The organism is Rhodococcus sp. NPDC057297 (genome assembly GCF_042667435.1).
GTDB lineage: Bacteria > Actinomycetota > Actinomycetes > Mycobacteriales > Mycobacteriaceae > Rhodococcoides.
Genome location: NZ_JBHUZE010000003.1, coordinates 597,648 through 619,488 on the forward strand (window position 1 = coordinate 597,648; position 21,841 = coordinate 619,488).

The following is a 21,841-nucleotide window of genomic DNA, read 5'->3' on the forward strand; positions in this document are numbered from 1 at the left end:
TCCCCGGGCGAAAGCTCAGAAATCGCGCTCGATGCGAAGGGTGCCGATGGTGGTGGCCAAGCCGTCGTATTGGCTTACCAGCAACAGGAATTCGATGAGTTGGCGTTCGTCGAATTCCTGGGCCAGGAGGGTCCAGGTCGGGTCGGACAGGTTCTTGGTCTTCAGGAGTTCGTCGGTTGCCGTGAGGATGGTTCGGTACCGGGGGGTCAGACCCGGGGACTCCGGCCCCTCTTTCACCTGTGCGAGAAGTTCTTTCGTCACGCCGAATCGGCGTCCGATGCGGCTGTGGTGGTCCATCTCGTAGCCGCAGTCCCGTAGGTGAGCGACGCGGTTGATGACCAGTTCGGTTTCCTTCTTCGAGATGCGGCCACCCGGCATCAAGCGCCCGCTGAAGAACAGCCATCCCCGGAACAGGCCTTTGTTGCGGCCGAGAGTGCTGAACAGGTGAGCGTTGGGTGTGCCTGCGACTTTCGAGAGAATCCGACACAACGCCCAGTTGATCGGGCCCAGCTCCTTGAACGTGCCTGTCGGAATTCGAGGTGTGGAGAGGCGGGGTGTCGTCACCGGACCGACGCTACCGCCCGACCCCCACCCCGCACCAGGTAACGCGAGTCGTCGGCGTGGAACGAGTCAGGACTTCCGCCAATGGTCGAAGCGTTCCTTGATGTCCGACGCCACGTCGCCGATTCCGTTTCCGACGGCATCGACGGCGCCGGTGAAGCCGCCACCGAGATCGCGGATCGTCTTGATCAAGGGGTCTTCCGACTCGTCGAAGTTCTGCTTGTAGGTTCTTGCCGCGTTCTTGAATTCCTCCGACGCCTTGGCTCGGTGGTCCTGAGATTTGAGCGGGTATTCACCGCGGAGCACGGCGGCGTACTCTCCGCTGTCCACCCACTTCTTCAGCTCCGCTGCGCGGAGAACCGAGAACGGGTGGGACAGCAGCTCGATGTTGAGGAGTTTGAGGACGCCGTCGCGTAGGTCGCCGCTGGACTCGTACTCGGCGGCCTGCGCAAGGAACGCGTCGACGTCGATTTCGCTGATGCGGGCACCGCCTGCCAGCTTGAGTTGCACGCGGATGGCGGTGTGGACGTCCTGGCCGCAGAGGAGCCCGGCGCGGTCACCCGAAAGTTCGGATTTGCGTTGCCATTCCATCAAGCCTGCGATGATCGCCCGCAGGGCCCAGCCGCCGACGGGTATCCATCCGATGGTTCCGGCGAGACGCATGAGGTGCATCAGAACGGTGCGGTAGACGGCGTGTCCGGACAGTGCGTGCCCCAGCTCGTGACCGACGACGAATCTCTGTTCCTCGTACGTCATGATGTCCAGCAGGCCGGTGGTCACGACGATGAACGGGCGGTCCATTCCGATCGTGAACGCGTTGACCACGGGCGACTGCATGACGAACAGTTCGGGCGTCTGATCCGCGCCGAGAATGCTCACGCAGTCGGAGCGAAGATCGTTCAGATCCTTGAACTGCTTGTCGTCGACGCGTACGGCCGTGGCGAGGTACATCAGCCGGTGCTGGCGTTCCCTGAGCAGCCCGGAGAGGGTGCGGAGCACGGTGTCGAAACCCTTCAAGCTGCGCAGGGTCACGAGCGCGGCTCTGTCCGAGGGGTGTTCCCACGCTCGCGAGCTGATGTCCGGAAACTCGATACGGGTGCGGTCCGGTGCGGCAGTCAAGCGGTTCTCCCAGCGTCGAAGATTCGCAGTCCAAAGTATCAGTAAAACGGGCTACATGGTCTGCCCATCGGCTACGCAAGACAGGCTAACCTTCATTGAACTTTCACTCATCGAGGTACGGAGGAATGCACGATGTCGAGGTCTGATTACCGCGGCGTGGCGGTAGCGGTCGGAATACTGGCCTTCGGCCTCGTCGCGTGCTCGTCGGGCGGCGGGGGATCGGCGAGCGAGTCCAACGGCAGCGCCGACGAGCAGGGCACGCGGACCGTCGAGACCGTTCGCGGCAACGTCGAGGTTCCGAACAGTCCGACGCGCATCGTGACGTTGGAGCCGGTCGAGTTGGATACGTCCGTCGCGCTCGGTGTCGTCCCGGTCGGCACCGCAGTTCTCAGCGAAGCGACCGGTGTCCCGGCATATCTGGGCGACGAGGCCGCGTCGATCGAGACGGTCGGGACCGTCGCCGAGCCGAGGATCGAATCCATCGCTGCGTTGAAGCCGGATCTCATCCTCGGGACCGAGACGAGGCATTCCGAGTACTACGACCAACTCGCGGCCATCGCGCCGACGGTGTTCATGGCCTCGCAGTCCGATCCGTGGCAGGACAACGTCGACTTCGTCGGTCGTACGCTGGGCAGGGAGGACGACGCGCAGGCCCTGCTCGGGGAATATCGAGACCGCTGCTCCGACATCGCAACTCGATTCGACACCGAAGGTCGCACCGCGCAGTTGATCCGGCCTCGAGACGACGTGCTCACGCTGTACGGTCCGCTGTCCTTCGCCGGCAGCACGCTGGAATGCGCAGGCTTCACCACACCGCCGCGGCCGGAATGGGCCGACGAGATCTCCGTCGACCTGTCTCCCGAGCTCGTCACCGAGGCGCGCGCCGACGTCATCGTCGTCACCGCAACCGATCCGTCCGACCCGGCGGCGATCCCCGCCGCGATCACGGCGAACCCGGGAGCCCTGCCGAACCCGCAGGCCGTCGATCAGTCCTACTGGATCACCGGAGTCGGACCGAAGGGCGGGCAAGCAGTCCTCGACGACATCGAACGCATTCTCTCGCAGCCGAACTGAGACGTATCACGTGTAGGGGTACGGCAGGTCGGTGTCGACGTTCTCGTCGACGTGGACCTGCCGCCCCAGCTGTGGGAATGCCCGCTGCGCGCACGAGGTGCGTTCGCACACCTTGCATCCCGGGCCGATGGGCACCGCGGCGGCGCCGGAGTCCAGCGGCAACCCGTCCGCGTAGACGACTCGGCTCGCGTACGCGATGTCGCAGCCGAGCCCGATGGCGAAGTGCTTGCGGGGTGAGCGAAACCCGAGCCCACCGCTCTCGGTGGTGCGGGCGATCCACAGATAACTGCGGTCGTCGGGCATCGTCGCGACCTGGGTGAGAATTCTTCCGGACGCCGCGAAGGCGTCGTGAATCACCCACAGCGGGCAGCTTCCGCCGACCCGGGAGAAGTGAAATGCGGTAGCGGACTGGCGCTTCGAGATGTTCCCGGCGCGATCGGTGCGGACGAAGAAGAACGGGACGCCTTTGGCGCCGCGTCGTTGCAGAGTCGAGAGTCGATGGCAGACGGTCTCGAATCCCACTTCGAACGTCAGCGACAGCAACTCGATGTCGTAGCGCACCGACTCCGCCGCGTCCAGAAAAGTCTCGTAGGGGAGCAGGAGCGCACCTGCGAAGTAATGGGCGAGACCCACTCGGGCGAGCTCGCGTGCGGGTGCGCTCAACGACGAATCGGCGTCGACGAGAGCGTCGATCATCGTGGCCTGCGACAGAAACGCCAGTTGAGTGGCGATCTGGTACGCCCGCTGGCCCGCGGTCAATCGCCTGGCGAGAGTGAGCCTTCCCTGCGAGTAGATGCGCTTGGGGCCCAGCTGTTTGAGGCCCAGCTGTTCCTTGGGGCCCAGCCGTCCTTTGGGTCCCAGCCGTCCATCGCCGTCGTCCTCGATGTCGACGGTGACGCCGTAGTTCGCCTCGATGACACGGGCCAGCTGTAGATCGAGAGCGCCGATGGTCAAGCCCTCGCGTGCGAACAATTCCTCGGCCGCGAGGTCCAGCTCCGGTATGTGATTGCGCCGATCGTAGAAGAAATCGCGCACCTCCTCGTAGGGCATCGGCGAACCGTCGACGGGCAGATCGGTGCCCCGGCCGTCGACACCCGCGGTGAGACGTTCCAATCGATCCGTCGTGGCGTGCAAACGGCGATGCAGACCGACGAGTGTGCGGCCGATGTCCGGCATCCGCGACACCAACTCCTGCACTTCCGACATGGAGACTTCACCGTCGTCCGAGGTCTCGGCGAGCACGTCGTGCAGATCGGCGACCAACCTGGCGTCGGTGTCGGTGGCGAAGAACGTGGGATCCAGGTCGAACGTGCTGTTCAGGCGCAGCAGGACCGGCACGGTGAGCGGACGCTGATCGTTCTCGAGCTGATTCAGATAACTCGGCGACAGCTCGAGCGTCCTGGCCAGGGCGAGCTGAGTCAACCCGCGGTCGGCGCGCAACCGTCGCAGGCGACTGCCGGCGTAGATCTTCTGCACTGCGACCTCCTCGTGCTGGAGAGAGTATCCGACGGGCATTCGCAACATTCGCAAATTTGCACCCTGCGCATCGCAAAAATAGGCACGGGCCACACCTTTCGCAGGTGAGGCCAGGTGCGTACGTTTGCAAAAGAAGCGTGACCGCACAGCAGAAGAGGACCAGTCAGTGAAGACCCATCTGGTACGTACCCGTCGATCCGCCGAGGACTTCCCCCGGTCCGAGCACCTGGCGTGGAAAGTCGCGGAGGTGGCGGCCGATGCCGTCCCGGTACCCGAGGACACGACCGACATGATCGTGAACCGCATCATCGACAACGCGTCGGTGGCCGCGGCCTCCCTGGTGCGTCGACCGGTCACGAGTGCGCGCACCCAAGCGCAGGCGCATCCGTACAGCCCCGGTGCGACCGTGTTCGGCGTACCCGGCACGTTCTCACCGGAGTGGGCGGCCTGGGCCAACGGCGTCGCCGTGCGTGAACTCGACTTCCACGACACGTTCCTCGCGGCGGAGTACTCGCACCCCGGCGACAACATTCCGCCGATCCTCGCCGTCGCCCAGCATTCCGGGTGCTCCGGCCGAGACCTGATCCGCGGACTCGCCACCGGCTACGAGATCCAGATCGACCTCGTACGAGCGATCTCGTTGCACGAACACAAGATCGATCACGTCGCCCACCTCGGTCCGTCGGCAGCAGCGGGTATCGGAACGCTCCTCGGACTCGACACCGAGACCATCTACCAAGCCGTCGGCCAGGCACTGCACACCACGACCGCCACCCGTCAGTCACGCAAGGGCGCAATCTCGAGTTGGAAGGCGTACGCGCCGGCTCTGGCCGGAAAGGTCGCCGTCGAAGCCGTCGACCGGGCGCTGCGCGGCGAGGGGGCACCGTCGCCGATCTGGGAGGGCGAGGACGGCGTCATCGCATGGCTTCTCGGTGGACCCGACGCCGAATACCAGGTGCCGTTGCCCGGACCTGGCGAAGCCAAGCGCGCAATTCTCGACAGCTACACCAAGGAGCACTCGGCCGAGTACCAGAGTCAGGCGCCGATCGACCTGGCCCGCCGAATGCGCTCCCGCATCGACGATCTCGACCGGATCGAGACGATCGTGCTGCACACCAGCCACCACACGCACTACGTCATCGGCACCGGGTCGAACGATCCGCAGAAGTTCGATCCCACAGCATCCCGGGAGACGCTCGACCACTCGGTGATGTACATCTTCGCCGTGGCGCTCGAAGACGGCGAGTGGCACCACGAGCGGTCCTACGCTCCCGAGCGTGCGCAGCGACCGGCGACCATCGAACTGTGGAACAAGATCTCGACGGCGGAGGATCCGGAGTGGACCCGCCGGTACCACTCGACCGACCCGGACGAGAAGGCTTTCGGCGCTCGTGCCGAGATCACGCTGAAGGACGGGACCGTCATCGTCGACGAACTCGCGGTCGCCGACGCCCATCCGCTGGGCGCCCGGCCGTTCGCCCGTGAGCAGTACATCGACAAGTTCAGGACACTCGCCGACGGGATCGTGTCTCCCGACGAGCAGGACCGCTTCCTCACCGCTGCGCAGAACGCGCCGACGCTGGCGGCCGGGGAGCTCGACCGACTCACGTTCACGGTCGGCGGCGACGTGCTGGCCCGGGCGCCGAAGACCCCGAAGGGCATCTTCCGATGACCGGCCTCATTGCCGCATCGACGTCGGCGTCGGACAAGCGGGCGGCGTTTCGCGCCGGTCTCGCCTCGGGCACGATCCAGCGGTTGCCCGGTGCCTTCTCGCCTCTCGTCGCGAAACTGGTGCAGGAAATCGGGTTCGAGGGTGTGTACGTCTCCGGTGCAGTGCTGTCCGCGGACCTCGGACTGCCCGACATCGGACTGACGACACTGAGCGAGGTCGCGGGCCGAGGACAGCAGATCGCACGCGTGACCGACCTGCCGGTATTGATCGACGCCGACACGGGCTTCGGTGAACCGATGAGCGCCGCACGCACCGTCACGATGCTCGAGGATGCAGGCATCGCCGGCTGCCACCTCGAGGACCAGGTCAATCCCAAGCGCTGTGGCCACCTGGACGGCAAAGCCGTCGTCGACACCGAGACGATGGTGCAGCGCATCCGGGCCGCGGTGTCTGCGCGGCGCGACCCGAACTTCGTGATCTGCGCGCGCACCGACGCGCGCGCGATCGAGGGAATCGACGCCGCGATCACGCGGGCGAAGGCATACGCCGACGCCGGGGCCGACCTCATCTTCACCGAAGCATTGGCCGACGAGGCCGAGTTCGCCGCGTTCCGCGGTGCCGTCACCACGCCGTTGCTCGCCAACATGACCGAATTCGGCAAATCCGAGCTGATACCGGCACACGTACTCCAGGACCTGGGGTACAACGCGGTCATCTACCCGGTCACGACGCTGCGGCTGGCGATGTTCGCCGTCGAGAACGGGCTACGTGAGATCGCCTCCACCGGAACACAAGCCGCCGACCTGGACCGCATGCAACACCGCAGCCGCCTCTACGAACTGCTCGAGTACGACCAGTACAACCGATTCGATCGAGGGATCTTCACCTACACGAGGGACGCGAGATGACCTATCCGACAACGAGAGCTGCCCTGGCCGAGACGAAGACGATCCACAAAGGCCTGGCCGGAGTGGTCGTCGACACGACGGCCATCTCCAAGGTGGTCCCGGAGACCAACTCCCTGACCTACCGCGGGTACGCCGTGCAGGACCTCGCGGAGCACTGCAGCTTCGAGGAAGTGGCGTACCTGCTGTGGAACGGCGAGCTACCGACGAACCCGCAACTCGAGCTGTTCTCGCAGCGAGAGCGGGCTCACCGCCGCGCCGACCGATCGTTGTTGTCGCTGGTGGCGAAGATGCCGGACAACTGCCACCCGATGGACGTCGTGCGCACCGCGATCAGTTATCTGGGCGCGGAAGACCCGGCGGAAGAGGACAATTCGGCGTCGGCGAACCTGAACAAGGCGCTTCGGATGACCGCCGTACTACCGACCATCGTCGCCGCGGATCACCGTCGTCGACGCGGCCTCGATCCGATCGCACCGCACACCCACCTGGGGTTCGCCGAGAACTTCCTGAACATGTGCTTCGGGAGCGTGCCCGACCCGAAGATCGTCGAGGCGTTCGAGGTGTCACTGATCCTGTACGCGGAGCACAGCTTCAATGCGTCGACGTTCGCAGCCCGAGTCGTGACCTCGACACTGTCGGACATCTACAGTGCCGTCACCGCGGCGATAGGCGCACTGAAGGGAACGTTGCACGGCGGGGCCAACGAAGCGGTCATGCACGCCATGCTCGACATCGGCGAACCGCACTTGGCGAGGCAGTGGCTCCTGGACAAGCTCGCGGCCAAGGAGAAAGTGATGGGCTTCGGGCACCGTGTCTACAAGAACGGCGACTCCCGGGTGCCGACGATGCGAGCAGCCTTCCAGGACGTGGCCGAAGCAACGAACGGCCGCAAATGGGTACGGATGTACGACGTACTCGAACGCACGATGAACGAGGAGACCTCGATCGAGCCGAACCTCGACTTCCCCACCGGGCCGACGTACTACCTGATGGGCTTCGACATCGACGTCTTCACCCCGATCTTCGTGATGAGCCGAATCACCGGTTGGACGGCCCACATCATCGAGCAGGGTGCATCCAATGCGCTCATCCGTCCGCTCAGCGACTACTCAGGCGTTCCGCAGCGCGCCGTCGGTGCATGACGCCGTCCGAGCTTCAATTCTGCACTGCCAGTGCTATCTTCGCCATCGACAGAGCCTGAGTCGCACGGTCGATGACGATCCGCTGCGCGAGGTCGATGTGCGCCAGCAGCAACGCGCGTGCCGCAGCGAGATCCCCCTCCACGACGGCCGCACAGATGGCAACGTGTTCGTCGACGGTGGACGCGATGCGCTCCCGAGTCAGGGAATCGAACATCCGCACCGGTCGTATCCGCGCGTTCACCGCACGAAGAGCCTCGGCCAACGCAGGATTGCCCGACGCCGCCAGCAGCGTCACGTGGAACGATTCGTCCCGCGCGACGAACTCCGCGTCCGGATGCGGAAGTGACGACCTCGCCTGCGTCCAGTCCTTCAGGACCTCGCGGACCGCGGTGGCGTCGTGCGGCTCGGTGTCGACCCGGTCGATACCTCGGAGCTCCAAAGTCGTTCGGAGTTCGTAGAGGTCGGCCAGATCGTCGAGACGTGGCCGGTACGGAAAGAGGCCCGCGTCGAGTCGCTGCACCAACCCGTCGGCGAGAAGACGCGCCATCGCTTCTCGGACGGGCGTGCGCGACACCCCGTACGCCTCGGCGAGTTTCTCCTCGCCGAGGCGCGTCGTCGGGTCGAACACCCCCGCCATCAGATCCTGACGGAGCGCGACGTACACCTGTTCGCGCAGAGGTCCTCCGCCGCTGATCGCGGTGTAGGGCACATCTGTCATGTTCGTGGTCGCCGCTCAGATCGCCATCGCTGCACGAACGTCGGCTTCCGAATCGGCCCCGCCGGTGCCGCTCGACGTGATTCGGCCGGCCTCGAGAATGTAGTAGTTCTGTGCGGATTCCAGAGCGAAGCCGATGTGCTGCTCCACCAACAGGACACCGAGACCGCCGCGCCGGGTCAGATCCAGGATGGTGCGCTCGATCTCGGCGACGACCGACGGCTGGATGCCCTCGGTGGGCTCGTCGAGAATCAGCATCTTCGGTTCGGTGATGAGTGCCCGGGCGATCGCCAACTGCTGACGCTGCCCGCCGGACAACAGTCCGGCACGACGGGTGAGGAGCTCCTTCAACGCGGGGAAGAGGTCGAGGGCCTCGTCGATCAGCGCTTTTCCGCGCTTACGGCCGTCGGCGACGACCTGCAGGTTCTCGGCCGTCGTCAACTGCCCGAAGGACTGTTGCCCCTGGGGGACGTAGGCGAGACCACGCGCGACGCGGGCACTCGGGCGTAGCGCGCTGACGTCCTCACCGTCGAACATGACCTTGCCCGAGGTGACCTTCAGCAGTCCGACAGCGGCGCGGAGCAGCGTCGTCTTCCCTGCACCGTTGTGTCCCATGACGGCGGCGACGCCGTCGGCCGGAACGGTGAGCGACGCACCGTGGATGACCTCGCTCCGGCCGTACCCGGTGCGTACGTCGATCAGCTCAAGCATGACTGTCTCCTTCTTCTGCGATCTGATCGAGTTCCTCGCCCGCCGCTGCGGTACCGAGATACACCTCCTGGACCTTCGGGTCGGCCTGGACCTCGGCGACGGTGCCCTCCGACAGGATTCGGCCTCCGGCGAGGACCGTCACCGACGTCGCGAACGCGCGCATGAAGTCCATGTCGTGCTCGACGACGACGACCGTGCGCTCACCGCCGATGCGGCGCAGCAGTTCACCTGTCTCCTCCCGCTCCTCGTGACTCATACCGGCAACGGGCTCGTCGAGCAGAAGCACATCGGCGTTCTGCACCAACAACATTCCGATCTCGAGCCACTGCTTCTGGCCGTGCGCGAGAATGCCCGCCGGCTTGTCCCGGTGCGCCTTCAGGCCGATCGTCTCGAGCGCCTCCTCGATCTCGTCCGACACCGTCTTGCGTTTGCGGAGCATCGTCGACCACGTGCGTTTCGACCCCGCTGCGATGTCGAGGTTCTGCAACACGGTGAGCTGCTCGAAGATGCTGGCAGTCTGGAACGTTCGACCGACGCCGAGCCGTGCGATCTGGTGCACCTTCTTGCCGAGCAGTTCGACGCCGGACTTGGTGACCGATCCCGTTGCTGGGACGAGTCCGGTGATGGCGTCGATCAGCGTCGTCTTGCCTGCACCGTTCGGTCCGATGAGAAATCGGAGATCGCCCTGCATGAGAGTGAGATCGACGTCGGTGTTCGCCTTGAAGCCGTCGAAACTGACGGTGAGACCGCGGACTTCCAGGTACTGGCTCGACATGCCTGCATTGCCACCGAACGTGGGCTGATTCCCCTCCACGTGGATCATTTGACGAGCTCCTTCTCCGCGGTGTCGACGGTGACCACGTCGTCACCTGCCTTCTTTCGTTTCCGGAGTGCGAACAGACCGGCCACACCCGCGGGGAAGAATCCGACGACGACGATGAACAGCAATCCCTGTGCGTAGGTCCACCCGGACGGGAACTGCTCCGAGAGTGTGGTCTGGGCCCACGCGACGCCGAGCGCGCCCAGCACCGGCCCCAGAAGTGTGGTGCGTCCGCCGATCGCAACGCCGATCAGGAAGGCGATGGACGGGACGATGCCGACGTCGTTCGGTGAGACGATCCCGACGATGGGCACGAACAGGGCTCCGGCGAGGCCGGCGAAGAACGCAGCGGCGACGTAGGCGACGATCTTGACGTTCGCGGGATCGTATCCGAGGAAGCGGACGCGCTCCTCCTGGTCGCGAACGGCGACGAGCAGCTCACCGTACCGCGAGTACATCAGCTGGCGAGTGATGGCGACGACCGCGAGCAGAACACCGGCCGCGATGAAGAACAGCATCTGCTTGTTGGCCGGGTCGTTCAGGTTGAACCCGAAGAACGTCCGGAATCGGTTGAGTCCGTTGGATCCACCGGTGCTCTGCTGACCGATCAGCAGGATGGCGAACGCAGCGGCCAGCGCCTGACTGAGGATGGCGAAGTACGCACCCTTGACCCGACGCTTGAAGACGCCGAGACCGAGGACGAGTGCGACGAAAGCCGGGATGAACAGGATGCCGAGGATCGTGACGAGCGGAGACTGGAACGGAACCCAGTACGACGGTAGCTCGCGAATACCGGCGATGGACATGAAGTCCGGGACCGCGTCGCCGCGGATGTCGGCGTCGGAGATCTTGAGGTGCATCGCCATGATGTACGCACCGAGCCCGAAGAACACACCCTGACCGAGGGTGAGCATTCCGCCTCGGCCCCATGCCAATCCGATGCCTACCGCAACGATGGCGTAGCAGATGAACTTGCCGAGAAGATTGAGCCTGAACTCGCTCAGAACAGCCGGTGCGACGGCGAACAGGAGGATCGCGGCGATGGCGAAACCCAGCCATGCTCCACGTTTCGCGACGAAGGTTTTCACACCAAACTCCTTGTCTTGACCGCGAACAGACCCTGCGGGCGGGCTTGGAGGAAGATCACGATGAGGACGAACAGAATGACCTTGGCAATGGACGCCGTCGTGTTGTACTCGATGAACGAGTTGACGATGCCGAGTGTGAACGCGGCGATCACCGCGCCCTTGATCTGGCCGAGGCCGCCGACGACGACCACCAGGAACGCGTCGATCAGATAGCTCTGCCCGACGGTGGAACTGGTGGAGCCGATCAGCGTCAACGCCACACCGGCGACGCCGGCGAGGCCGGACCCGATGAAGAACGTCGAGATGTCGGTCTTGCGGGACGAGATACCCGACGTCTCGGCGAGATCGCGGTTCTGCACGACCGCGCGGATGCGTCGACCCATCGGTGTCGTCTTGAGCGCGAACGACAGTGCGAGAACGCAGAGTACGGCGAGAACGAGAATGAAGATTCTCGTCTTGGGGACGACGGCTCCGAGGATGTCGACACCGCCGGACAACCAGCCGGGGGAGACGACGTTGACGGCCGGAGCGCCGAAGATGTCGCGGGCGAGCTGCTGGAGAACCAGACCGACACCGAAGGTGACGAGCAGTGTGTCCAACGGCCGGTGATACATGCGCTGGATGAGCGTGACCTCGAGCAGGACGCCCATGGCGCCGCCGACGAGGAATCCGACGATCAGAGAGATGAACAGCGACGCTCCGCCGGTGGAGACGATCTGCTGCACGACGTACGCGGTGTACGAACCGGCCATGATGAACTCACCATGAGCCATGTTGATGACGCCCATCTGACCGAACGTCAGCGAGAGTCCCAGAGCGGCGAGCAAGAGAATCGATCCGATACTCAGGCCGGTGAACAGCTGCCCGACTACGACATCCATGTAAGGCTCCTTTACAGGCCCCTCCGTGCGCGCACATGCCGACCCTGGCCTACATGTGCGCGCACAGCGGGGACCGGGGTCAGTTGAGGTCGGCGGCCCAGTCGTAGGTCTCCAGGAACGGGTCGGGCTCGATCGGTGCCGGCGACTCCCAGACCGTGTAGATCAGGCCGTCGGGACGGATTTCACCGATGCGCGCGGTCTTGGAGATGTGGTGGTTGTCGCCGTTGATGACCACTTCACCCTCGGGGGCTGCGAAGCTCACGCCGTCCGCCGCGGCCTGAATGTCGGCGACTGCGAACGAATCTGCCTTCTCGACGGTGTTCTTCCACAGGTACACCGAGGTGTACGCGGCTTCCATCGGATCGGAAGTCGGCTTGTCGGCGCCGTACGTGGCCTTGTAATCGGCGACGAACTTCGAGTTCTCCGGTGTGTCGACCGTCTGGTAGTAGTTCCACGCCGTCAACTGGCCCGCGATGTTCTGCGCGCCGATGCCCGCGACCTCTTCCTCGGCAATGGACACCGAAATCACCGGCATGTCAGCGGCATTGAGGCCGGCATTGGTGTATTCACGGAAGAACGCGACGTTGGAGTCGCCGTTGAGCGTGTTGAACACGGCGTCCGCGTCGGCGGATCGAACCTTGTTGACGATGGTGGAGAAGTCGGTGGACCCGAGCGGCGTGTAGTCCTCGCCCTTGATCTCGATGCCGTTGGCTGCGGCGTACGCCTTGATCTCGCGGTTGGCGGTCTGCGGGAAGACATAGTCGCTACCGACCAGGTACAGCGAGGTGACGCCCTGCTCCTTCAGGTAATCCAGGGCGGGGATGATCTGTTGATTGGTCGTGGCGCCGGTGTAGAAGATGTTGTCCGACGCCTCGAGGCCCTCGTATTGCACCGGGTAGTACAGGAGTGCGTCGTTGTCCTCGAAGACCGGAAGCATGGCCTTGCGCGACGACGACGTCCACCCGCCGAATACTGCTGCGACACAGTCACTGCTGATGAGCTTCTCGGCCTTCTCCGCGAACACGGTGGGCTCGGACGCGCCGTCCTCTGCGACCACCTCGATCTGCTTTCCGTTGACGCCTCCCGACGCGTTGATCTCCTCCACGGCCAGGGCGATCGAATCACGTACCGTCACTTCACTGATCGCCATCGTGCCGGACAGGGAGTTCAGCGAACCGACCTTGACGGTGTCGCCCGAGGTGTCGACGCAGGATTCGGTGGCCCCGCCACCCTCGCCCGATGCCGTGTCACCGGCCCTGCTGCCACATGCGGTGAGGGTCAGTCCGACCATCGCCAGCGCTGCGGGGAGCACCAGTGCCTTTGTGGCGAACTTGCTGGAAGGAAGAGCAGGCATCGCGGAAGCCCTTTCGCTTGTATACGGAGTTGTATTCGCGATTGCAGACAGTAAAGGGCAAGTATTGCGTTGATATGTTCCGCGGTGACGAGTTCGTTGCACGGATTACGCGGGTGTAAACAACCGGCCGTCGATCGAAATGACAAGCAGGGTTGACATGCGGTGACAAGTTCGCTTGACTTTTACCTATGAGAGACGCGGCGAAGACCACCGACGCGCTGAAGATCAACTCGGTGCGCGAGCACCGCAAAGCGGCGCGGCTCACCCAGGCCGAGCTGGGCAAGATCTGCGGAGTCAGCAGGCAGAGCATCGTGTCGGTCGAGGGCGGCGATTACGCCCCGAGCGTCTACCTCGCGATCAAGCTGGCAAAAGCACTGGGAACGACCGTCGAAACACTCTTCGAAACGGAGTAGAGATGAGCACCTTCACAGCGGCGATGCAGTACATCGGCGATCTGGACGACGAGTTCTACGACGACGAACGTCAGCGCGATGTGTGGAACGAGGCCTCGGCCATAGGGTTTCAGCTGTTCGTCTGGACTCTGCTGATCGCCGGATCCGTTCTCCCATGGGTGGCAGGCGTGACAGGCAGTTGGATCACGCTCGGCGTGCTGGCCGTGTTCTTCACGGTGTCGTCGATGGTTCTGATGTACGCGAAGGCCCGAGGCCTCGACATGTACACCTCCCAATCACTGGCTCGCCCACGGATCTACCTGTGCACCGGCGTGTACCTGATCGCGGCGTTCGGCGCGATGATCACCCTGGCTTCCGAATACCTGAGCGCAGGAGGTGCAGCCGTGTTCGTCGGTATGGCCATCGGAGCGTGCGTCGGCGTCGGGTGCGGGGTGCACGGCCTCGTTCGCAAGCGTCGACTCGACCGCGAGGCCGAAGCTGCTGCCGAAGCAACCGAGCTGCAGGAACTGACGAAGGAGCAGATATGAATGCGTTCGTGAAAGCACTCCGATTCGTCGGCGATCTGGACGACGAGTTCTACGACGACGAACGACAGCGTGATGTGTGGAACGAAGCGTCGGCCATAGGGTTTCAGCTCTTCCAGTGGGCCTCGCTCGTCTCTGCCGCGGTGTTGCCGTGGGTGGCAGGCACCACCGGGGCATGGGTCGGCCTCGGCATCCTCGTCACCCTCACCGTGATCAACGTCCTGACCATCGGTTACTCGGCGGCGCGGAAGGTCAACCTGTACACCGCGTCCAAGATCAACCGGGTGCGCGGACTCGTCGTCGCGGTGGTGCTGGTCATCGGATACGTCGGGGCGTTGATCAGGGTGCAACCGGACACGTTCTCCGACGCGAGTTCCTGGGCAGGCGGTGTCGTCGGGGCCGTCGTCGGCGGTGGAGTCGTCGGGCTCGGGGTGTGGTGGATGCGTCGTCGCAACGCCCGCTTCGAAGCCGAGGCGGACCAGTGACCCGGTAGCTAGGGTCGAGTGCATGAACGCACAGCAGATCGCCGACGGTACCTGGGCTCACCTGTGGACGCCTGGAGGCTGGGGTCAGACGAACACCGGCCTGATCGTCGACGACGGTGCGGCGTCGATGGTGATCGACACCGTCTGGGACACGGGCAGGGCCGACGCCATCGCATCCGAAAATCGCTCTCTCACACGACGATCACCGGTCACCGACGTGGTCAACACGCACTCGGACGGCGACCATTGGTGGGGCAACGACACGGTTCCGTCGGACGCCAGAATCATCACGAGCGCAGCGTCGTTGCATGCGATGAAGGAGGAGACGCCCCCGTCGGGCGTGCACCTGTTCGCGTCGTTGGGGGCACTGGCGGGCCGGTTGCCCGGGCCGGTCGGAGCAACCGGGACTTACATGGACCGTGTGCGGGGCGGGGCGACCTTTCCCCGTACCTCGCCGCGGCTACCGAATCACACATTCGACGTGACGGAACGGATCGACGTCGGAACCAGAGCCGTACAACTCAGATATCTGGGGCCCGCGCACACGGCGGGAGACCTGATCGCCCACGTGCCCGACGTCGGTGTGGTGTTCAGCGGTGACCTACTGTTCATCGGTTCGACGCCCATCCTGTGGCACGGACCCTTGTCCAACTGGATCGATGCACTCGATCATCTACTGGCGCTCGACGCCGCCGTGTACGTGCCCGGTCACGGACCACTGTGCGGTGCCGACGAGATCCGCGCGGTCCGCGAGTACTGGACCTGGGTCGACGACGCCGGCCGCCGACACTTCGACGCCGGTGTCGAGTATGCGTACGCGGCACGAAACATGATGCAGTCGAGGGACTTTCAGCCGTATCAGGCGTGGGGCTCGCCCGAACGGCTCGTGCTCACCATGTCCACCCTCTACCGACTGTGGAAGGGTGAGCCTGCAGCCCCGCCGACCCTGCTGCGCCGCGCACGAGCGTTCGCCGACGCAGGGGCGCTGCTGCGGACAATGGAATCACGCTGAGTCCAACACTGTGCACGCCGCACCGACGCGGCAATCATCGTCCGAGTGACTCCTGCTCCAGTATTTCAGCGCTACCGCAATCCGGACCTACGCGAGCTCGCGCACCGGAACGAGACGCTGGAGGTGCTGCTCTCCCATCGCTCGGTGCGCAGTTTCACCTCGGACCCGATCGACACCGCCACCATCGAGACCATCGTCGCAGCAGCACAGTCCGCGCCGACGTCGTCCAACCTGCAGGCCTGGAGCGTCGTCGCCGTCCGTGATCCGGAACGCAAGGCCCGGATCGCGACGCTGGCAGGTGACCAAGCCTTCATCGCCCAAGCTCCGGTGTTCCTGGTGTTTCTCGCCGACCTGGGCCGTGTCCGGCGCCTGGCCGAACGCCGGGGTGTGCCGTCGGAGGGTGCCGACTACCTGGACTCGACGCTCCTGGGTGCGATCGACGCAGCATTGGCCGCGCAGAACGCCGTCGTCGCCGCGGAGTCACTCGGTTGGGGGACGGTGTACGTGGGAGCCGTCCGCAACGCGCCCGAAGAGATCTCCGACGAGCTCGACCTGCCTCCCGCGGCGTTCCCGGTGTTCGGGCTGTCCGTCGGCCGCTCCGCTGTCGCCACCGACGGCACCGGTCCCGGTATCAAGCCTCGACTGCCGCTGGCGTCGGTTCTCCATCACGACGTCTACGACGCCGAGACGGCCGACTCCGGCATCGACGTCTACGACGAACGACTGGGGGAGTACAACCGCGAACAGGGGCGCACGACGGCATGGACCACCGCCGTGCTCGCGCGGCTGCGCGACGCGACATCGCTGAAAGGGCGCGACACCATTCGGGATTCACTCTCCGCCCGAGGCTTGCTCTCCAAATAACAGAAAGACATTCGACGTGCGATTTCAGATTCTGGACATCATCTTCAACCCACCGCACCCGGTGACCGGGGAGGTCGTCCATCCGTCGGACAGGCTGGGTCGCGTCGTCGAAACGGCAGTTCTCGCCGAAGAACTCGGCTTCGATTCCTTCTCCGTCGGAGAACGTCACGCCGGGGACGTCCTGTCCTCGTCGCCGGCGGTGATTCTCGGGGCCATCGCCCACGCGACCGACCGGATCCTGCTGTCGACCGGAGTATCCGTCGTCGCCGTCCTCGATCCGATCCGTGTCGCCGAGGACTTCGCGACGATCGATCAACTCAGCCGCGGACGATTCGAACCCGTCATCGGTAAAGGCAACGAAGCACTGCAGTACCCACTGTTCGGCCTCGACATCTCCAAGCAGTACGAGTACCTCACCGAGAACTACGAACTGCTCCGGCGGCTCGTTCGTGAAGAGCACGTCGACTGGAACGGGACGCACCGGCACCCACTCGTCGACGCGACCACCCTTCCACGGCCGTTCGACGGGCCGTTTCGAATCTGGCACGGATCCGCGACGTCGGTGGAGGCGGTGGACCTGGCCGCGAAGTGGGGAGATCCCATCGTCACCGCCAACGCACTGCAGCCGCGAGAGAACTACAAGGTTCTCATCGATCGATACCGGGAGCAGTACCTCGCACACGGCCACGACCCGGAGAAGCTCTACGTCGGATCGGGTTCCGGCGGGCTGTTCCTCGCCGACACCACCGAACAGGCAACCGACGAGTTCCGGCCGATCTACGAAGGGTTCGTGGCCCAGCAGGACAAGCGGCTGGAGCGTAGCCTGCGGAGTGACCTCGGTGGCAAGCACGACCCGGCCGCGAAGGGGAAGGTGACGAGTTTCCGGACCATCGAGGATGCCGTCGAGCGCGGCCCGGCACTAATGGGATCCCCGGACAGGGTTGCGGAGAAGATTCTCGACTACCACAACAGTTACGGGCACGATCTGCAGTCTGTGTCGGTGAATCATGTGCTGGACTTCGAGCAGCAGAAGGACACGCTTCGCCGCTTCGCGGAGGAAGTGATCCCTCTGGTGAAGAAGGAACTGTCCACGACACTGTGGAGTCCGTTCGACGCCGACCGAGCCAAGGGCTTCACCGCCTCCTGACCCGCTGCGAGTGCGGCGACGCCGCTCAGCGAACGAGGTAGGGAGACACAGAACTACGATGCTCGTCGATGTCCAGGTCCTTGCCCAGGGGAGGGAAGGCGCGTTGAGGGCAGTTCGCCCGCTCGCAGACACGGCAACCCGCTCCGATGGGCGTGGCCACCGACGATCCGTGTAGATCCAACCCGTCCGCGTAGACCAATCGGCTCGCATGGCGGAGTTCGCACCCGAGACCGATGGCGAAGGTCTTGCCCGGTTGGCCGTACCGCGCCGCGCGGCGCTCGACGGTCCGAGCGATCCACAGATAACTGCGCCCGTCGGGCATCTCCGCGATCTGAGTCATGATCTTGCCCGGGTAGGCGAACGTCTCGTACACGTTCCAGAGCGGGCACGTTCCGCCGCTCGACGAGAAGTGAAAGCCTGTCGCCGACTGCCGTTTCGACATGTTCCCGGCGCGGTCGACCCGGACGAAGGAGAACGGAACTCCGCGGAGCTTCGGCCGCTGCAGCGTCGACAAGCGATGGCATATCGTCTCGAAGCTCACCGAGAAGAAGGCCGACAATCGTTCCACGTCGTAGCGGAAATCCTCGGCGATGTCGTGGAACTGGTGATACGGCAGAACGGTCGCGGCGGCGAAGTAGTTGGCGAACCCCAGCTTCGCGAGCTTCTTGGACGCCTCGGACGTGAAACCGCCCTCCTCGACCATCTGCTCGAGCAGGTCCGCGCACTCCAGGTAGGCCAATTCTGCCGCGAACTTGAACACCCGCTGCCCGCCGGACAGGTGGGGCGAGATCTCCAGCAGCCGAGTCTTCGGGTCGAACCGGTGCAGAACGTTCTCGCCCAGATCGATCCGATTGACGATCTGCACCTCGTGCACCGTGCGTAGGCGTTTGGCGATCTCGTTACCGACGTCGGCCCGGTGGAAGCGGATCCGCGACGTCAATTCCTCTGCCGCTGTGTCCAATTCGTGGAGATAGTTCTGCCGCTGATAGAAGTAGTCACGTACCTCCTCGTGCGGCTTGCTGATCGACCCGCTGCCACTACCGTCGGCGAACCGCTCCTCGGTCGCCGCGGCGAGCTGAGCGGTGGTGTTGCGATACCGACGATGCATGTTGACCATCGCTCGTGCCAACTGCGGATGGGAGGACACCATCTGCGCGATCTCGTGTGCGTCGGCGACGATGCCCATGTCCTGATCCAGCGCGACTTCGCGCAACTCGGCCACCAGCCTGGTGTCGTCCTCGGACGAGAAGAACGACGTGTCGACGCCGAACACCTCGGAAATTCGCAGCAGGACCGGGACGGTGAGAGGCCGCACGTCGTGTTCGATCTGGTTCAGGTAGCTCGCGGAGATCTCGAGCTGTCCGGCAAGTGCGACCTGACTCATCTTGCGTTCCGTGCGTAGTTGGCGCAGGCGCACGCCGACGAACGTCTTGGGCATGCGCTCAGGTTACGCCTGCGAAGAAATGCGTTAACAGGCTTTGCCTGCAGTGCACGAACAAATTCGCGGTGGTCCGTGGATCACAATTCGGGGCCTGAGCGGAACAACCGGGCGCCGGGAGGCGTATACCGATAGGTGTTGTTTCGCATAAGTAATTAAGAGGGAGGCCCATCATGTCCGACAATTTTCGTGAACTCGTCCGCGACGCCGTCGTGCTCGTGGCAGGCATCGTTTTGGTGGCCTCGACCATCTGGCTTCCGGTCGACGGTGACACCGGCGTATCCGGAGCCATTCTGATTCTCGGTCTGCTGTCCGCAGGCACCGCGCTGTGGGCGATGTCCGCGGCGTCGCGGTCGAGTCATTGGGCGCATGTCGTACTCGGAGCGGCTCTCGCTGTGTCGCCGGTAGTGCTCGCGTTCCCGGCGGGACTCGTCACGGCAGATCTGTTCGCGCTCGTCGGCGGCGTCGTCATTGCGGCAATGGGTGTTCTCGGCGTAGCAACCGGCCGGAGTGACATCCGGCCGAGCGTGCTCCTGGCGTCGTCCCCCGGACGTGTGCGGGTGCGTAGCTGACGCTGTTCACTTCTCGACCGAAAGCAGCCCCGGCACGATGCCGGGGCTGCTTTCTGCGTACGGGACCGAGCGACTGTGTGTGATACTGGTCACAGCTGCTGTCATCTGGCTCGATTCAGACGATTTCATGAAAACAGTACGTTTGTCCGGTTGGAACGGTCGGACGGTTTTCGTAAATTGCGTTCATGAACTGCGCTTTCGTCCTACTGGCGAGTAGCAAAGCTCTCCGATCGGGCGGTGGCGATCCAGCGTCGATCTTCGCAAAGTTAGCAAGGGTTGATTGAAACCTAACCAAGATTGGCACTTGTAACAGGTGGACGGCCCTTTTTGGGTGTGCCACTCTGTGGAAGAACACCCGCACGGCCTGGCAACGATGTGAAGAATTCGAGCACCGAGTCGGCCGTATCGCACATCCGATAGAGACTGGAGCTGAGATGTCGACCACCGGCACCCCGAAAACTACAGAAGAAATCCAGAAGGATTGGGACACCAACCCTCGCTGGAAGGGCGTGACGCGCAACTACACCGCCGAGCAGGTTTCCAAGCTGCAAGGCTCCGTCGTCGAGGAAGCAACCCTTGCTCGCCGCGGCTCCGAAATTCTTTGGGACCTCGTCAACAACGAGGACTACATCAACTCGCTCGGCGCACTGACCGGCAACCAGGCCGTTCAGCAGGTCCGCGCAGGCCTCAAGGCCATCTACCTCTCCGGTTGGCAGGTCGCAGGCGACGCCAACCTGTCCGGACACACCTACCCCGACCAGAGCCTGTACCCGGCCAACTCGGTGCCGCAGGTCGTTCGTCGCATCAACAACGCACTGCTGCGCGCCGACGAGATCGCCCGCGTCGAGGGTGACACGTCGGTCGACAACTGGCTCGCTCCGATCGTCGCCGACGGCGAAGCCGGCTTCGGTGGTGCCCTCAACGTGTACGAGCTGCAGAAGGCCATGATCGCGGCCGGCGTCGCCGGATCGCACTGGGAGGACCAGCTCGCCTCGGAGAAGAAGTGCGGCCACCTCGGTGGCAAGGTGCTCATCCCGACCCAGCAGCACATCCGCACGCTGACCTCGGCGCGTCTTGCTGCCGACGTCGCGGACGTTCCGACCGTCGTCATCGCCCGCACCGACGCCGAGGCCGCCACGCTTCTGACGTCCGACGTCGACGAGCGCGACCAGCCGTTCCTCGACGGCACCCGCACAGCAGAAGGCTTCTACGGCATCAAGAACGGTGTCGAGCCCTGCATCGCGCGCGCCAAGGCTTACGCGCCGTACGCAGACCTCATCTGGATGGAGACCGGCGTGCCGGACCTCGAGGTCGCCAAGCACTTCTCGGAGTCGGTTCGCTCGGAGTTCCCGGACCAGCTCCTGGCGTACAACTGCTCGCCGTCCTTCAACTGGAAGCAGCACCTGGACGACGCGACCATCGCGAAGTTCCAGCGTGAGCTCGGAGCGATGGGCTTCAAGTTCCAGTTCATCACCCTCGCGGGCTTCCACTCGCTCAACTACGGCATGTTCGACCTGGCACACGGCTATGCCCGCGAAGGCATGACCGCGTTCGTCGACCTGCAGGAGCGCGAGTTCAAGGCTGCAGCAGAGCGTGGCTTCACCGCCATCAAGCACCAGCGTGAGGTCGGCGCAGGCTACTTCGACTCCATCGCCACCACGGTCGACCCCAACACCTCGACCGCAGCGCTGAAGGGCTCCACCGAAGAGGGCCAGTTCCACTGAGCTAGTCCGCCTCCCCGGATAGTCAGCGCACCAGTCAGGCGGTCCCAGCGTTTCGCTGCGGGCCGCCTGATCTGTATCGCCCGGGTTCTGGGGGTACCCGGTCAGAGTTACCCCACCTCGCCTACAGCTGTTGTCGTGTAT

General features: G+C 64.3%; 22 protein-coding genes. 12 read left to right on the plus strand and 10 right to left on the minus strand.

The features are described from left to right. Positions 1–15: 15 nt before the first annotated feature. On the minus strand, positions 16–564 hold the full coding sequence (locus tag ACFULT_RS12860; RefSeq protein WP_037114034.1) for a carboxymuconolactone decarboxylase family protein: 549 nt from the start codon (positions 562–564) through the stop codon (positions 16–18). A 66-nt stretch (positions 565–630) separates the two neighbouring features. Then, a complete protein-coding gene (locus ACFULT_RS12865; protein WP_019666586.1) occupies positions 631–1,680 on the minus strand; it encodes a M48 family metallopeptidase in 1,050 nt (349 codons plus the stop codon). Between the two features lie 132 nt (positions 1,681–1,812). Here ACFULT_RS12865 and ACFULT_RS12870 point away from each other — a divergent pair, with 132 nt between their 5' ends. After that, positions 1,813–2,754 carry an ABC transporter substrate-binding protein gene (locus ACFULT_RS12870; protein WP_378481634.1) on the plus strand — a complete coding sequence of 314 codons (942 nt, stop codon included), beginning with the start codon at positions 1,813–1,815 and terminating at the stop codon, positions 2,752–2,754. 6 nt (positions 2,755–2,760) lie between these two features. Here the strand turns inward: ACFULT_RS12870 and ACFULT_RS12875 are convergent, their stop codons facing one another. Continuing rightward, positions 2,761–4,230 carry a short-chain fatty acyl-CoA regulator family protein gene (locus tag ACFULT_RS12875; protein WP_378481689.1) on the minus strand — a complete coding sequence of 490 codons (1,470 nt, stop codon included), beginning with the start codon at positions 4,228–4,230 and terminating at the stop codon, positions 2,761–2,763. 166 nt (positions 4,231–4,396) lie between these two features. Between ACFULT_RS12875 and prpD the strand changes: the two genes are divergently transcribed. From prpD to ACFULT_RS12890, 3 genes are read left to right on the plus strand one after another with little or no spacing between them, the layout of a single operon-like run. Then, positions 4,397–5,902: a 2-methylcitrate dehydratase PrpD gene (gene prpD / locus ACFULT_RS12880; protein ID WP_019666583.1), complete on the plus strand. Its 1,506-nt coding sequence runs from the start codon at positions 4,397–4,399 to the stop codon at positions 5,900–5,902. Next, positions 5,899–6,810: a methylisocitrate lyase gene (gene prpB / locus ACFULT_RS12885; protein ID WP_019666582.1), complete on the plus strand. Its 912-nt coding sequence runs from the start codon at positions 5,899–5,901 to the stop codon at positions 6,808–6,810. Before prpD ends, prpB begins: the two co-directional genes overlap by 4 nt. Next, positions 6,807–7,952 (plus strand): bifunctional 2-methylcitrate synthase/citrate synthase, encoded by a 1,146-nt coding sequence (locus ACFULT_RS12890; protein ID WP_020112560.1) that lies wholly within the window; start codon positions 6,807–6,809, stop codon positions 7,950–7,952. Before prpB ends, ACFULT_RS12890 begins: the two co-directional genes overlap by 4 nt. 13 nt (positions 7,953–7,965) lie before the next feature. Here ACFULT_RS12890 and ACFULT_RS12895 read toward each other — a convergent pair whose 3' ends face one another. The 6 genes from ACFULT_RS12895 to urtA all read right to left on the minus strand — a co-directional run bounded on the left by ACFULT_RS12895 (position 7,966) and on the right by urtA (position 13,521). After that, positions 7,966–8,670 (minus strand): GntR family transcriptional regulator, encoded by a 705-nt coding sequence (locus tag ACFULT_RS12895; protein WP_378481635.1) that lies wholly within the window; start codon positions 8,668–8,670, stop codon positions 7,966–7,968. A gap of 15 nt (positions 8,671–8,685) precedes the next feature. Next, entirely contained in the window at positions 8,686–9,378 is a 693-nt protein-coding gene (urtE, locus tag ACFULT_RS12900) for an urea ABC transporter ATP-binding subunit UrtE (protein WP_020112559.1), read from the minus strand. After that, complete coding sequence (gene urtD / locus ACFULT_RS12905; RefSeq protein ID WP_378481636.1) at positions 9,371–10,201, minus strand: urea ABC transporter ATP-binding protein UrtD; 831 nt, start codon at positions 10,199–10,201, stop codon at positions 9,371–9,373. Before urtD ends, urtE begins: the two co-directional genes overlap by 8 nt. Next, on the minus strand, positions 10,198–11,286 hold the full coding sequence (gene urtC / locus ACFULT_RS12910; protein ID WP_378481637.1) for an urea ABC transporter permease subunit UrtC: 1,089 nt from the start codon (positions 11,284–11,286) through the stop codon (positions 10,198–10,200). Before urtC ends, urtD begins: the two co-directional genes overlap by 4 nt. Further along, positions 11,283–12,167, minus strand: coding sequence for an urea ABC transporter permease subunit UrtB (gene urtB / locus ACFULT_RS12915; protein WP_037114051.1), 885 nt, complete (start codon positions 12,165–12,167; stop codon positions 11,283–11,285). Before urtB ends, urtC begins: the two co-directional genes overlap by 4 nt. 79 nt (positions 12,168–12,246) lie before the next feature. Continuing rightward, on the minus strand, positions 12,247–13,521 hold the full coding sequence (gene urtA / locus ACFULT_RS12920; protein ID WP_378481638.1) for an urea ABC transporter substrate-binding protein: 1,275 nt from the start codon (positions 13,519–13,521) through the stop codon (positions 12,247–12,249). 188 nt (positions 13,522–13,709) lie between these two features. On the opposite strand from urtA, the gene ACFULT_RS12925 reads away from it, so the two are divergent. The 6 genes from ACFULT_RS12925 to ACFULT_RS12950 are packed head-to-tail and all read left to right on the plus strand — an operon-like array spanning position 13,710 to position 17,966. After that, entirely contained in the window at positions 13,710–13,934 is a 225-nt protein-coding gene (locus ACFULT_RS12925) for a helix-turn-helix transcriptional regulator (protein WP_037114054.1), read from the plus strand. Positions 13,935–13,936: 2 nt separating this feature from the next. After that, on the plus strand, positions 13,937–14,461 hold the full coding sequence (locus tag ACFULT_RS12930) for a hypothetical protein (RefSeq protein WP_020112556.1): 525 nt from the start codon (positions 13,937–13,939) through the stop codon (positions 14,459–14,461). Beyond that, positions 14,458–14,943 (plus strand): hypothetical protein, encoded by a 486-nt coding sequence (locus tag ACFULT_RS12935; RefSeq protein ID WP_037114056.1) that lies wholly within the window; start codon positions 14,458–14,460, stop codon positions 14,941–14,943. The genes ACFULT_RS12930 and ACFULT_RS12935 overlap by 4 nt, the downstream gene beginning before the upstream one ends. A gap of 22 nt (positions 14,944–14,965) precedes the next feature. Beyond that, the gene (locus ACFULT_RS12940) at positions 14,966–15,955 is read left to right on the plus strand and encodes an MBL fold metallo-hydrolase (RefSeq protein ID WP_378481639.1); all 990 of its coding nucleotides are present in this window, start codon (positions 14,966–14,968) and stop codon (positions 15,953–15,955) included. Positions 15,956–16,000: 45 nt separating this feature from the next. After that, positions 16,001–16,819, plus strand: coding sequence for an NADPH-dependent oxidoreductase (locus tag ACFULT_RS12945; RefSeq protein WP_378481640.1), 819 nt, complete (start codon positions 16,001–16,003; stop codon positions 16,817–16,819). A gap of 16 nt (positions 16,820–16,835) precedes the next feature. Further along, positions 16,836–17,966 (plus strand): LLM class flavin-dependent oxidoreductase, encoded by a 1,131-nt coding sequence (locus ACFULT_RS12950; RefSeq protein WP_378481641.1) that lies wholly within the window; start codon positions 16,836–16,838, stop codon positions 17,964–17,966. Between the two features lie 25 nt (positions 17,967–17,991). Here ACFULT_RS12950 and ramB read toward each other — a convergent pair whose 3' ends face one another. Next, positions 17,992–19,404, minus strand: coding sequence for an acetate metabolism transcriptional regulator RamB (gene ramB / locus ACFULT_RS12955; protein ID WP_037114063.1), 1,413 nt, complete (start codon positions 19,402–19,404; stop codon positions 17,992–17,994). 173 nt (positions 19,405–19,577) lie between these two features. Between ramB and ACFULT_RS12960 the strand changes: the two genes are divergently transcribed. Further along, entirely contained in the window at positions 19,578–19,976 is a 399-nt protein-coding gene (locus ACFULT_RS12960; protein ID WP_037114066.1) for a hypothetical protein, read from the plus strand. 434 nt (positions 19,977–20,410) lie between these two features. After that, positions 20,411–21,700 (plus strand): isocitrate lyase, encoded by a 1,290-nt coding sequence (gene aceA, locus ACFULT_RS12965; RefSeq protein WP_037114069.1) that lies wholly within the window; start codon positions 20,411–20,413, stop codon positions 21,698–21,700. The last annotated feature ends 141 nt before the right edge of the window (positions 21,701–21,841 follow it).